This window comes from Lysinibacillus sp. FSL K6-4013, assembly GCF_038630435.1.
GTDB classification, from domain to species: domain Bacteria; phylum Bacillota; class Bacilli; order Bacillales_A; family Planococcaceae; genus Lysinibacillus; species Lysinibacillus boronitolerans.
In genome coordinates this window covers 92,865-106,631 of record NZ_CP152031.1, presented here as the reverse complement: position 1 = coordinate 106,631, position 13,767 = coordinate 92,865, and the positions used below count along the sequence as shown (strand labels likewise).

Genomic DNA, 13,767 nt, shown 5'->3' with positions numbered 1-13,767 from the left:
TATTTAAGCAATCTATGCAAAAACTGAAGAAAAAGGATTTCACAACCATCAATTTTTTTCAAAAAACGGTATTACATCAATCAACTCCTTATTAGATTACCCAAGGAATAAGTTTCTATAATTAATTCATAAGAAATGTATTAGAAAAATCAACTATTCCTTGAGCAAATATGTTTGATTACTGAATCAACAAAAAAAGGCCATCTTATCTTTTCATGTAAAAGATAAGATGACCTTTTAACTATTGCTGCTTTTTTGCTTTATCAATAATTTGCATTAATTCTTCCAAAATATCAAATGGTTGATGTTTGCCACACTTGCGTTCATCTATTGTTAATTTTAACTGCATGCCATCCATACCAAAACCAACAGCACGCTCAAACTTCATTGACTCTTCAATAATCTTACTGCCATCGACATTTGTTGTCCCTTGTTCCGACAATAGTATTGTAATAAGCTTCTGCTTCTCCTTTACAGATACTACTCCCGCACCTAATCCCCAAACTTTCATTCGTGCAATTCGAAGTAAACGCTCTGTTTCAATTGGAAGATCGCCAAATCGATCCTCTAATTCCTCCATGATTTCGTCATACTCCTCCACCTGATCCATGGCCTTAATTCGTTTATACATTTGGATCTTTTGATAACCATCTGGAATATAAGCGTCAGGAATATAGGCATCAATACTTAACAAAATTTCAATATCTGGCTTTTCTTCTTTCTTCACGCCTGTTTGACGTTCCGCGATGGCATCCTGAAGCATTTGTGAATACAAATCAAAGCCGACTGAATCAATAAAGCCATGTTGCTGCGCTCCAAGTAAGTTTCCTGCACCTCGAATAGATAAATCTCGCATCGCAATTTTAAAGCCTGAGCCAAGCTCTGTAAATTCTTTAATTGCTTGTAAACGTTGCTCTGCTACATCTGTTAGAACTTTGTCGCGTTGGTACATAAAATACGCATAGGCTACTCTGTTAGAACGCCCAACGCGACCGCGTAATTGGTAGAGCTGGGCTAAGCCCATACGATCAGCATCATGGACAATTAACGTATTTACATTCGGTATATCGACACCTGTCTCAATAATTGTTGTCGTGACAAGCACATCATAGTCACCCTCTAAAAAGGCTAAAATTACGGATTCTAGCTCTGACTCAGTCATTTTCCCATGAGCAAAGCCTATTCTTGCTTCAGGGACAAGCACTTGAATCTCCTCAACCCTTCGAGCCATATCCTCAACCCGATTATATAAATAAAATACTTGTCCGCCACGTGCCATTTCCCTCTCAATAGCTTCTCGTACTAATGCACCACTGTGCTCCATCACATATGTTTGAACTGGGAAGCGATTAGCAGGAGGCGTTTCAATAACAGATAAATCTCGGACTCCTACCATGGACATATGAAGTGTCCTTGGGATTGGTGTAGCCGTTAAAGTTAAGACATCGACATTTGTCTTTAACTGTTTAATTTTTTCCTTATGTGTCACACCAAAACGTTGCTCTTCATCCACAATTAACAGACCAAGGTCTTGGAAAATTAAATCTTTAGATAAAATGCGGTGTGTTCCAATAACTATATCGACTCGGCCTTCTTTTAAGCCTTTTAATGTGGCTGTTTGCTCTTTTTTCGAACGGAAACGAGATAACAATCCAACATTAATGGCGAAATCCTGAAAGCGCTCACGAATTGTCTCATAATGTTGCTGGGCCAAGATAGTAGTAGGGACAAGGAATGCCACTTGCTTTCCATCTTGAATAGCCTTAAATGCGGCACGAATGGCTACCTCTGTCTTACCATAGCCTACATCGCCACAGACTAAACGATCCATAGGACGTTCACGTTCCATATCTCTTTTCACTTCAACAATTGAACGTAGCTGATCCTCTGTTTCCTCATAAGGGAACATCGCTTCAAAATTACGTTGGTCGTCGTTATCAGGTGTAAAAGCATGCCCTTTCTCTGCTTCACGCTTTGCATACAGCTTTATTAAATCATCTGCAATATCCTGTACAGCAGAGGATACCTTCGCTTTCGCCTTTTTCCACTCTGCTCCCCCTAATTTATGTAGCTTTGGTTCACGATCCTCTGACGCCACATATTTTTGGATTAAGTCTATTTGCTCTACAGGGACATATAATTTATCGTCTGCACGATATCGTATGTGCAAGTAATCCTTATGTGTACCATTAACCTCTAATGTCTCTACACCGATGTATTTACCAATCCCATGATGAACATGTACAACATAATCACCTGGCTTAATTTCCGTATAACTTTTAATACGTTCAGCATTAGTCATTTTTTGTGTACGTGCTTTTTTCTTTGCCTGCTGTTTAAAAAGCTCGTCTTCTGTTACAATTGCTAAACGCTGTAGAGGCAATTCAAAGCCACTCGACAAGCCCCCATCTACAATATAAATACCAGGTTCTGTCGGCTCACCTATTGCCGTATGAATATCGTATTCTTCAAGCATTTGCTGAACCCTTTTTACTCGTTCTTTATCCCTTGCTACGATTAGAACTGTAAATTTGCCAAGTAACCAGCGTTCAACCTCACTTTGAAGCAAGGACATTTGTCCATGAAACTGCTGCATTGGCTTGCAAGAAAAGTTAGTTGTTTTATTAAACGTAATCCCTGCAAATGTTCGCGAAAATAATGAAAATGAAAGCTTTTGTTGTGACAACATCGCCAGTATTTCTTTTAATGAGAAGGCAGGTTTGACATCATGAACCATTTTTCCCTCTTCGATTAAAGATAAAAACCATTCATCTTCTTCACGTTCCCATGCATCCATTACCTCTTGAATACGTCCAAGCTCGTCAAAAAGTACAATACCATCATGTTCAAAGTAATCTCCCAAAAAGGCAGTTTTATCGTATAATAATGAGCCATATTTGTTTACATAATCAGGTAAATTCCCTTGCTGTAGCAATTCAATATCATATTGAATATGCTGATACAGAAGTTCCTTTGTCTCCTGCTTTTTTACCTTCTTTAGACTGGCTGCTAATGCCACTTCTAAACGGCCTGCTAATGCCTGTCTTTCTGATTTAGTAAGAATGACCTCTGAAGCAGGAAGAATACGAATTTTTTGTAATTTATCAATAGAACGTTGGTCATCTGCTGAAAATGTTCGTATGGAATCAACCTCTGTGTCAAATAATTCAATACGAATAGGTGATTCTAAATAAGGTGGATAAATATCTAAAATCCCCCCACGCAACGCGAACTCTCCAGGTGATGTCACCATTGAATTCCGTACATAGCCCATCTCAACTAATGTTTGTAACCACATCTCAATTTCAATATCTTCGCCTACTGCTGTTTGTAAAAAATAGTGTAGCCAGTGCTCCTTAGGCTGCATTATTTTACGTAAACCAGCCACAGGTATTACATATACGGCTTTCTCACCTCTAGCTAAGCAATCAAGCGTCGCAATCCGCTCCGCACGAAGTTCTGGTGAAGCTACAGAAAGATCGGCTGCAATAAATTCATCTGCTGGGTAATAATGAACATGTTCCTCACCTAACAATCCAGCAAGCTCATCAACCATTTTTTGTGCCTGCAATAGATTAGGAGAGATAATGTAGATTGGCTTCTTTACATATTCAAATAACACATCGACCATTACGGGGCGTGCGCTTCCTGTTAAACCTGTAATAAGCTGTGATGCAGTTTGACCGCTCTGAATTTCCTTTAAAAATGATGTAATATGTTTATCTTGCGACACAAGCTGTCGTAAAACCTCCACAGTCAAAAGCTCCTTTCAGCGTAAAATCCTATATTATTTTTATTTCTATTATTCTAGTGTTATTTTACATATCTCTATTAATGGCTGTTTTATGAAATGGAAAAAGCCTTGAACACACATAAGTGTGTCAAAGCATCCTTCCAATTATTGAATCCATTTATTGAGTGCGTGATAATCTGGATATTGTCTCAGCGAATCCTCACATTGCTCACAAATGCAGTGCACAGTCGTTTGGCCATGCTGATCTTTCTCAACATAATCATCCGCTTCTCCCAATTCAAAAATATGCAACTTTCGAATTGTATCATCTGCATCAAATGGTAGTGTCCCTATTTCTACTTCACAATGCCGACATCGATAGCGAACTGACATCTCCAAATCATCCTCCTTTAAGCAACTTTCTACTTAAAGTATAGACATTTATAAAAAGGATTATGCACTTTTCACTGTCATCATCATTGCAATTACTTGAAAATTAGAGAATTAATTTTTACTTGTAGCTAAGACTATTCACTACAAGCATTAGCTGTAATTATAGTGTAAGGCAGTTGATTACTCACCTTACACTATGCCAATATCCAAAAACTTTAACAGAAATTTTATTCCTTCCATCTATTTGCTTGCGTTAAAGTGATTCATCACATCAAGAAACGGCTTTGAAAGAGATGCTTCAACAGCGTTTACAGAATTTACAATGGCGTCTTGCATAAGAACTTGGTCTTCCTTCGAAAATTTAGCTAAGACATAGTCTGCTACCTTCATGCCCGCTGGTGGACGATTAATGCCCACTCGAATACGGTTAAATTCCTGAGTGCCTAAATGTTGAATTAACGATTTAATGCCGTTATGACCACCTGCACTCCCTTTTTGTCGCAAACGTAATTTACCTGTCTCTAAATCCAAGTCATCATAAATGACAATTAAATCTTCTACCTCTATGTCAAAATAGTCCATTAGGGGACCAACACATTCCCCTGATAAATTCATATATGTTAATGGTTTAACAAGTAGAACCTTTCCTTCTGGTCGATGTACAGTAGTGTACATCCCGTTAAATTTTGAATTTGTTAAAGGTGTTCCCCATTTTTCTGCTAACGCATCAATGACATCAAAGCCAATATTATGTCTTGTATGCTCATAAGGTTTACCTGGGTTCCCTAAACCAACGATAATTTTCATAAGTACCTCTCTTCTTTCAAATCTAATAGTCATTATTTTACCATATAGCATACCTAGAAAGCATTTTGTATAATTCATAAAGGCATAAAAATAAGGCTAATAAGAAAGCTATAGCCTTCTTATTAGCCTTAACAGTCATTTACTTTTATACTGGCTCTTGCTCTTCTTCACTATCTGTAGTCTCTTCCTCTACAGAAACAGGCGCCACAATTGTTACTAACATATAATCATCTTCACTAATGATTTCAACAGATGTAGTATCTCGAATATCTGCTACCGTTAGGGATTCCCCAATTTTCAACGATGAAATGTCCACATCAATTGATTCAGGTAATTCTGCTGGCTTTACTTTTACTTTCAATTCTAAGTTAGGCTGCATTAAAATACCGCCCTCACTCACACCAACTGACTGTCCAAGTAATTTAATCGGGACATCAGCTTCTAGCTCTTCGGCCATATTAATGGCTAAAAAATCAATATGGTTTACTTCATCTTTCAATGAACATTGCTGAATCTCTGACACAACAGCATTCACTTTTTTCCCCTCTAACTCTAGCGAAAACACACTATTTTGCCCATTTTTTTGAATAGACTTTTTAAAATCCTTTGCAGCAATAGAAATTGGGGTTGAATCTACTTTGTAGCCGTAAATAACTGCAGGAATGGCTCCCCCTTTTCTAAGTTGGGTTAATGTTGAACGATGCCCAGTTTCGCGCTTTGTAACACTTAATACTGTACTCATACTTCTTTATTCCCCTTCCAAGAAAATTATTTACGCCTCAACAATAATTCGTTGTAGGCTATGATAATATTTAGCTCTATTTTTTTAAGGTAGAGTAAATATTATTAAGTCACATTATCATTATACCCCTTTGTGAGAAGGCTCACACATAAAACACTCACCTATTTCTTCGCCTTGACGAAATAGTGTCTAATTTATATAGAAAAGACCAATCTACTCAAAGAATAGATTGGTCTCATACTTACAATATTTATTAATCAAATAGAGTACTTACAGATTTATTTTCATAAACGCGAGAGATAGCATCCGCCATTAATTTAGCTACAGAAAGCTCTGTAATTTTTGGAGATTTTTTCTCGTCTGAAAGCTGAATTGTATTTGTCACCACTAATTCTTTAATAGCAGAGTTTTCAATACGTTCAATTGCTGGACCAGATAATACAGGGTGTGAACAGCAAGCGTAAACTTCTTTTGCTCCAGCTGCACGTAACGCATCTGCTCCAATTGTAATTGTACCTGCAGTATCAATAATATCATCAATCAAGATTGCCACTTTACCATCAACATTACCAACAATGTTCATCACTTCCGCAACGTTCGGTTTCGGACGACGTTTGTCAATAATTGCAATCGGTGCTTTTAATCGTTCAGCCATTTTACGAGCACGTGTTACCCCACCATGATCTGGTGAAACAATAACGATTTCATCTCCTGGAATACCTTTAGATTTAAAGTAATCTGATAGTAATGGTACTGCCATTAAGTGGTCGATTAGGATATCGAAGAAACCTTGAATTTGAGGTGCGTGTAAATCTAATACGATAACACGTGTTGCACCAGCAGTTTCAAGTAGGTTTGCCACTAATTTAGCTGTAATTGGCTCACGCGCTTTTGCTTTACGGTCTTGGCGTGCATAGCCATAATAAGGCATTACAACGTTTACTGTACGAGCAGATGCACGTTTAACTGCATCTACCATAATTAAAAGCTCCATTAAATGTTCGTTTACAGGTGCAGAAGTAGACTGCACGATAAACACATCACAACCTCGAATACTTTCTTCAATGCTAATTTGAATCTCTCCATCACTGAAGTGCTTAACAGAAGATTTACCTAATTCTACGCCCATTTCCTGCGCAATTTCTTGAGCTAATGGATTATTAGAATTAAGTGAAAATATTTTTAATTGTGAGTTTGCATAATGATACGGCATGATGGCCTCCTGTTTAGTTGATAATTATTTTGAATTTAATTTGCTTACATAATTCGGTTTGTTTTCTTGTCTTGCACGAGCTATGGCAAGTGCATCTTCAGGAACTTCTTTTGTAATTGTAGAACCTGCTGCAATAAATGAACCTTTTCCAACTTTCACTGGCGCTACTAAGTTAGTATTACATCCTACAAATACATCATCTTCAATAATCGTTTTGAATTTGTTTTTTCCATCATAGTTTACTGTAATGGAACCACAACCAATATTGACGTTACTACCGATCTCGGCATCGCCAATATAACTTAAATGTGAAACTTTTGTTTCGTTATCTAGCTTGCTTTTCTTCACTTCTACAAAGTTACCAATTTTCACATGACTACCGATGTCTGAAAGTGGTCGAATATGAGCAAATGGCCCAATAGCAGTATCCTCTGCAATAGCGCTTTCACGGACAACTGAAGAATGTATAGTTGTGCGATCACCAACGCGGCTATCTATGATTTGAGTATTTGGCCCGATAATGCAATCTTCACCAATCATAGTGGCACCTTCAATCATTGAGCCTGGTTGAATCACCGTATCACGCCCAATAACTGCATCTGCACTAATATGCGTTGTTTCAGGATGGATAATTGTGACACCATTACGCATATGCTTCTCGTTAATTCTTGTACGCATGAATGTCTCAGCTTGCGACAAAGCCACTCGATCATTAACACCTAGCGTCTCTTCAAAATCATCAGTGACATATGCTTCAACAATATCACCTTGCTTTTGTAAAATTTCAATGACATCTGGTAAATAATATTCACCTTGAGCATTATCATTTTTCACAAGCTTCAATGTTTCAAATAATAATTTGTTATCAAAGCAATATGTGCCTGTGTTTATTTCTTTTACTAATTGCTGCTCTGCTGAAGCATCTTTTTGTTCAACAATTTGCTCCACCTGTCCGTTATTGCCACGTAGAATACGGCCATAGCCAGTTGGATTTTCAGCAATTGCTGTTAAAATAGTTGCTTTAGCATTCTTTGCTTGATGATGTTCGAATAGAGCTTGCATCGTTTCAGGACGAATTAGTGGTGTATCTCCACATACAACTAATGTTGTACCTTCTTCATTACCTAAAATAGCCTCTGCTTGTTGCACAGCGTGCGCTGTACCTAATTGTTCAGCCTGCAGTACATACTCACTTTTATCTCCAAGCTGTTGTTGCACTTTTTCAGCACCATGTCCGACTACCGTTACAATGCGCTTCACATCTAACGTTTGAATATGATCCACCACATGTTGTACCATAGGTTTCCCACATACTGGATGGAGCACTTTATATAATTTGGACTTCATACGTGTACCTTGACCTGCAGCCAAAATGACAGCAAAAACATTGCTCATCTGTAAGTCCTCCAATACGCTCATTTTCTCTTATGACTATATAGCAAAATTCATCTATTTTCAAGGCATGTAGAGTTGACAAAAACATGAATTCCTAAATCCAATGCACCTTATGCTCGAATGTCATGAAGTATATCCTAAAATTGCTCATATTATCTTTTTATCAAAATAAAAAGAACCCTTCCATCTAGAAGAGTTCTTGATATCTTTTTTACCCTCAGTTTGTAACATATCCTTAAAAAGTAAGTTATTACCTATCCATTACACACCGATTCCCTCTAATTCTTCCTCTTTACCAGCTTCCTCTACTTCACTAGAGTTATGATACTCGTTTAAAATGATCTCCTGAATTTTATTTCGAGTATCAGAATTAATTGGATGAGCAATATCTCTAAATTCCCCATCTGGTGTTCGTTTACTAGGCATAGCTACAAATAAACCAGTATTTCCATCAATTACACGAATATCGTGAACAACAAACTCATTATCAAGTGTAATGGAAGCAATCGCACGCATGCGACCATCCGTCTGTACCCGACGTAACCTTACATCAGTAACTTCCATTTTCTCACCACCTCTCTTCTTGGATGCCTAAATGAAAATATCATATTCTCAATTACCGAATATTTTCCTTTTCATAGTCTATCAAATTTTCTAAAAAATTTGAATACTTATTAGAATAATATTTTTTCTTATATACGGAATTTTTGACAATTGTTTGTCAGCGTAAAAAAACTCACTAAAAAGAATAAAGATTCTCTTTAGTGAGCTTTACAAGCTTAATTTATTTTACGATCGCGATTACTTCGATTTCTACTTTTACATCCTTCGGAAGACGGGCTACCTCTACCGCTGAACGCGCTGGTTTATGATCACCAAAATGATTTGCATAAACTTCATTCATCGCTACAAAGTCATTCATGTCCTTCATAAATACTGTTGTTTTCACAACATTATCTAAAGAAGTTCCAGCTTCCGCTAAAACTGCTTTTAAATTAGCAAATACTTGATTTGTTTGTACAGTTATATCGCCTTCCACTAAATCCCCTGTAGCTGTTAATGGAATTTGACCAGAGCTATAAAACATTCCGTTAACAATAATACCTTGTGAATATGGTCCGATTGCTGCTGGTGCATTTGTTGTTGCTACTACTTTCATTTGTCATGTCCCCTTTTAGAAAAATAGTTACCTTCACTTAATGCAATTGTTCGATCTTTTTCATTAACTTCATGAAGCTTTACAAGTGAATAATAATCATCTACTAATGTTTCGTCCGCATGCTCAGCCTCCACAAGCACGGCAATGCCTGCTAGCTGACAGTCAAACTCCTCTAAGAGATTTTTCATGCCATTCATAGTACCGCCGACCTTCATAAAGTCGTCCGTAATTAATACACGTTGTCCACTCTTCATGCTTCTTTTTGATAATACCATTGTCTGAATTCTTCTGGAAGAACCAGATACATAGTTAATGCTAACTGTAGAACCTTCTGTTACTTTACTATCTCTTCTCACAACAACCACTGGTACATTTAAATGTCTTGCAATGGCATGGGCAATAGATATCCCTTTAGTTGCTACTGTCATTATGACATCGATTTGTTGATCTGCAAAGGCAGAGGCAAAGACCTTTCCTACTCGATTTATTAAATCTGGGTTTCCAAGCAAATCTGTCATAAATAAGTAACCGCCTGGTAACAATCGATCTGAATGTTCTAGCTCTGCTTTTAAATCTTCAATCACTAAACGTACTTCTGCCTCGGACATTTTCGGAATATACTTTACTCCTCCTGCAGCACCCGGCACTGTCATCAATAACCCGATTCCTTTTTCTTCGAAAGTTTCTTTTACAATCGTTAAATCCTCACTAATGGATGACTTTGCAGATTGATATAGTTCTGAAAAATAAGTTAGCGGGATCAGCTGATGTGGATGTTCTAGTAAGTAGTACGTCATATCAACAAGTCGTTCACTACGCTTCCATTTCATGCGACCCTCTCCTAAACACGAATATTTATAGGTAAAATTAACACAAATTTGCGTTTCTAAGCAAGCGTATTTCGCTCACCTAAAATTCGTACTGCATAAACTTCCTCACAAAAACCACGTAAACCATTATAAATGCGACTTACACGAGCTTCACTATCCACAAGCCCAAATACAGTTGGACCGCTTCCACTCATTAACGTGGCATCTGCCCCAAAACGCTTCATTTGTTCCTTTAACATCACAACTTCTGGGTGGAGCTTAAATGTTACAGTTTCCAAAACATTTCCTAATGAAGAACATAATAGCTCATAATCTTTTGTCTCTATAGCTTGTATCATCTGCTTTGTATTTGGGTGTTCCAGTCCTTCAACCTTAAGACCCCCATATACTTCTGCTGTCGATACACCAATTTTAGGTTTAGCTAGTACAACCCAACAGTTAGGTGGAGCTGGTAATTCTTTTATTTTTTCGCCTCGTCCTGTAGCGAGTGCCGTGCCTCCGTAAACACAAAACGAAACATCCGAGCCAATTTTAGCACCAAGCTCCGCTAATTCATCTATTGATAAACCTAAATTCCACAGTTCATTTAGCCCTTTTAATGTTGCAGCTGCATCACTACTGCCTCCTGCGAGACCTGCTGCTATGGGTATTTCTTTTTCAATTGTAATGGATACACCTTGTCTAATGCCGTATGTATCTTTAATGAGACGCGCTGCCTGATAAGCAAAATTACGATGGTCATTTGGTACAAAGTTATCTGTTGAAATTATTTGAATAACACCATCTTCTCGAGATTCAAGACTGATACGATCAGCTAAATCGACTGTTGTCATAACCATCTCCACTTCGTGAAAATTATCTGGTCTTTTATAAAGTACATCTAATGTTAAATTGATTTTTGCAGGCGCCTTTACATAAAGCATCTTTCTTCCTCCCTTATAGCTACACGTATAAACAGTTCTTTTTTTCGCGCAAGATTATTCATTTTATTTTACCATATTGAGAATACGAAAATGGAAAAAAAGAACCGTTTACCCTATTCGGAGTAACGGCTCTCTCTCGTCAGTTGTATTTGTTGTGTTAGTAAGGATTTTCATCCCTGCTGAATGAAACTTGATAAGATGACTATTTTAACAAAAACAGCCTACTTACGCTCTTGCTCACTACTTGCCCGTTCAGCCATTTCTATGGCACGTTTGACCATATTACCGGCATCACGAGCTTTTATGCCGCCCCAGCCTTCCTTTTGCACAACATCATAAAATCCAAGCTCTTTTGCGATCTCTTCTTTTAATCGAGGTGACATGATACCTTTTCTAGGCATATAAACTCCTCCTTTAACAACTGACGAATTTAGTATGCCCATGAAAACGCAAAACACTCATGTATTTTTAACATACATGAGTGTTTCTAAAATATAGAAATAAGTACTAGAAACTATTTTGCGACAGCAGCCTTTGCTTCGTCTAAAAATGTAATCTCTACTGCTTCAGTTAAAATATCTGTGTAGCTATACGATACGCGCTTGCACGTATTGTCTTCTTGATCGAGTTCGACTACAAAGATGGCGCGATATGTCTCACGTAGTATCCCTGCACACTCAACCGTTTTCTTGCGACCACCGTTTGCTTTTAATTGCAAACGTTTACCCAAATGACAATCCAACGACTTTTTAATGTCCGCTAAAGTTTTTGGCATTTTCGCTTACACCTCACTAATAACAAGTATAAGCTAATGGCCTAAAAATGTCAACAAAATATAATATTTTATCAGCCTCTTATAAATTTTGTCAACTTATTTTTTATAAAAAATATTTATTTTTTTACATATCCGAAAAAATGTTAACAAAAATTTTTACTTTGCAAAAACAGGATGCAGTGCATCAGCTAATTTCCCAAACTCTTGAATAGAAAGTGTTTCTCCACGGCGAGTTGGCTCAATATTAGCTAGCTCTAATGCCTGTAAAATTTGATCCTTTTTCACCTTTCCATTTGGTAAACCAGATTGCAGGTTATTATAGATCGTTTTTCTTCGCTGTACGAATGAGGCCCGTGTTACAACAAATAAAAAATCCTCATCTATTACTTTTACTGGTGGTTCCTCATGCTTGATAAGACGAATTACAGCAGAGTCGACGTTAGGTTGTGGCATGAAAACTGTTTTAGGCACTGTCATTGCAATATCTGCTTTCACGTAATATTGAATGGCAATTGATAAAGAACCATATTCTTTCGTCCCTGGCTTAGCCGTTATACGGTCTGCTACCTCTTTCTGCATCATCACAACAAAACCACGGATCGGTAATCGGTCATTGAGTAATTTCATTAAAATTGGAGTCGTTACATAATACGGTAAATTGGCCACAACCATAATATCATCAATACCTGGCATCTCATCTGCAATTACTTTCTCAACATCTACCTTAAGTATGTCAGAGTGGATGATAGACACATTATTGTATGGACTAAGTGTGTCTTCTAGTACGGGCAATAAACGTTGGTCGATTTCAAAGGAAACTACCTTTTTAGCGCTTCTCGCCAAATGTTCAGTTAATGCACCGATACCAGGACCAACTTCAATTGCGCCACTATTCTCAGTTAAATGGGCGTGACTCACTATATTTCTTAAAATGTTAGGATCAATTAAGAAGTTTTGACCTAAGCTTTTTTTAAATGAAAAACCATACTTTTTTAAAATTTCTTGTGTTCGAATTGGTGTCGCAATATCCTTATGCATCATTTTCCTCCTGATCTAACTGTGCGATAGCCGCACCAAATTGCTCCTCTGTAATCTGAAACATTTTCATTCTTTTATGAAGTTGTTTACCATTTGTAGCACCTATATTTAAGATTTCCCCTAGTCGATCACGACGCTGCTTTGACTGTGGATGTCCAATTAAACGAGCTGTCATTAAATCTTCCAGTGTAATCACCTCTTCGTGTAGCACGCCATGAATAGGGGTATAGACATGTTGAAGTGCCTCACGTATATCATCGTCAGCAGCATGTTCAATACCTAGCCCTTTACCGTTTTTAGCAATTGTTTTGGCTTTTGGTAAAAAGGCATGCTTCACCCCTTGTACACGCTCCTCTATAATGGCGCGTATTCGACGTCCTGGATAGTCGGGATCTGTAAATACAATAACTCCACGTTTTTCTTGGGCGTGCTGAATTCGTTTTAATGTTTCTTCAGAAATTGCAGATCCATTTGTTTCTATAGTATCTGCTTGTACAGCACGTTTAATAGCTGTCGTATCATCTTTTCCTTCAACAACAATAATTTCTTTAATTTGCAAAAAGGCTCCTCTTTTCTATCTACCTTATCTTCTGACCATTTTACAACTGCTCTATACGATTTGTACAGGAATACAAGGTACAGATGAACTTATCTTATTCAACTTCTGCTATACATACCTTACAAATATTATTTGCTAAAAAATAATAAAGAAGCCTTCCCGCCAGTCAAAACAGGAAAGCTCCATTTGTGAAAAACATT

Annotated in this window: 14 protein-coding genes; all 14 read right to left on the bottom strand. The window is 37.4% G+C overall.

Going from position 1 to position 13,767, the window contains the following annotated elements; translation table 11 throughout:
• Positions 1 to 241: 241 nt before the first annotated feature.
• Positions 242 to 3,754: a transcription-repair coupling factor gene (mfd, locus tag MHB39_RS00535; RefSeq protein WP_333006339.1), complete on the bottom strand. Its 3,513-nt coding sequence runs from the start codon at positions 3,752 to 3,754 to the stop codon at positions 242 to 244.
• A 144-nt stretch (positions 3,755 to 3,898) separates the two neighbouring features.
• Positions 3,899 to 4,126, bottom strand: a complete 228-nt coding sequence (locus MHB39_RS00530) for an anti-sigma-F factor Fin (protein ID WP_016993788.1) — start codon at positions 4,124 to 4,126, stop codon at positions 3,899 to 3,901.
• Positions 4,127 to 4,366: 240 nt separating this feature from the next.
• Positions 4,367 to 4,933: an aminoacyl-tRNA hydrolase gene (gene pth, locus MHB39_RS00525; RefSeq protein WP_016993791.1), complete on the bottom strand. Its 567-nt coding sequence runs from the start codon at positions 4,931 to 4,933 to the stop codon at positions 4,367 to 4,369.
• A gap of 145 nt (positions 4,934 to 5,078) precedes the next feature.
• Positions 5,079 to 5,675 (bottom strand): 50S ribosomal protein L25/general stress protein Ctc, encoded by a 597-nt coding sequence (locus MHB39_RS00520; RefSeq protein WP_016993793.1) that lies wholly within the window; start codon positions 5,673 to 5,675, stop codon positions 5,079 to 5,081.
• Between the two features lie 253 nt (positions 5,676 to 5,928).
• Positions 5,929 to 6,888 (bottom strand): ribose-phosphate diphosphokinase, encoded by a 960-nt coding sequence (locus MHB39_RS00515; protein WP_004229183.1) that lies wholly within the window; start codon positions 6,886 to 6,888, stop codon positions 5,929 to 5,931.
• Between the two features lie 24 nt (positions 6,889 to 6,912).
• The gene (gene glmU / locus MHB39_RS00510; protein WP_333006340.1) at positions 6,913 to 8,283 is read right to left on the bottom strand and encodes a bifunctional UDP-N-acetylglucosamine diphosphorylase/glucosamine-1-phosphate N-acetyltransferase GlmU; all 1,371 of its coding nucleotides are present in this window, start codon (positions 8,281 to 8,283) and stop codon (positions 6,913 to 6,915) included.
• Positions 8,284 to 8,544: 261 nt separating this feature from the next.
• Positions 8,545 to 8,847, bottom strand: coding sequence for a septation regulator SpoVG (gene spoVG / locus MHB39_RS00505; RefSeq protein ID WP_004229187.1), 303 nt, complete (start codon positions 8,845 to 8,847; stop codon positions 8,545 to 8,547).
• A gap of 220 nt (positions 8,848 to 9,067) precedes the next feature.
• A complete protein-coding gene (locus tag MHB39_RS00500; protein WP_004229189.1) occupies positions 9,068 to 9,442 on the bottom strand; it encodes a RidA family protein in 375 nt (124 codons plus the stop codon).
• The gene (gene purR / locus MHB39_RS00495; protein WP_016993803.1) at positions 9,439 to 10,272 is read right to left on the bottom strand and encodes a pur operon repressor; all 834 of its coding nucleotides are present in this window, start codon (positions 10,270 to 10,272) and stop codon (positions 9,439 to 9,441) included. The genes MHB39_RS00500 and purR overlap by 4 nt, the downstream gene beginning before the upstream one ends.
• 56 nt (positions 10,273 to 10,328) lie before the next feature.
• Positions 10,329 to 11,195, bottom strand: coding sequence for a 4-(cytidine 5'-diphospho)-2-C-methyl-D-erythritol kinase (ispE, locus tag MHB39_RS00490; protein WP_036075694.1), 867 nt, complete (start codon positions 11,193 to 11,195; stop codon positions 10,329 to 10,331).
• A gap of 221 nt (positions 11,196 to 11,416) precedes the next feature.
• Complete coding sequence (locus tag MHB39_RS00485; protein ID WP_004229193.1) at positions 11,417 to 11,596, bottom strand: small, acid-soluble spore protein, alpha/beta type; 180 nt, start codon at positions 11,594 to 11,596, stop codon at positions 11,417 to 11,419.
• 113 nt (positions 11,597 to 11,709) lie between these two features.
• Positions 11,710 to 11,970, bottom strand: a complete 261-nt coding sequence (locus MHB39_RS00480) for a Veg family protein (protein ID WP_004229199.1) — start codon at positions 11,968 to 11,970, stop codon at positions 11,710 to 11,712.
• Positions 11,971 to 12,126: 156 nt separating this feature from the next.
• Positions 12,127 to 13,008 carry a 16S rRNA (adenine(1518)-N(6)/adenine(1519)-N(6))-dimethyltransferase RsmA gene (gene rsmA, locus MHB39_RS00475; RefSeq protein ID WP_333006341.1) on the bottom strand — a complete coding sequence of 294 codons (882 nt, stop codon included), beginning with the start codon at positions 13,006 to 13,008 and terminating at the stop codon, positions 12,127 to 12,129.
• Positions 13,001 to 13,567, bottom strand: coding sequence for a ribonuclease M5 (gene rnmV / locus MHB39_RS00470; protein ID WP_036075698.1), 567 nt, complete (start codon positions 13,565 to 13,567; stop codon positions 13,001 to 13,003). Before rnmV ends, rsmA begins: the two co-directional genes overlap by 8 nt.
• Positions 13,568 to 13,767 lie beyond the last annotated feature (200 nt).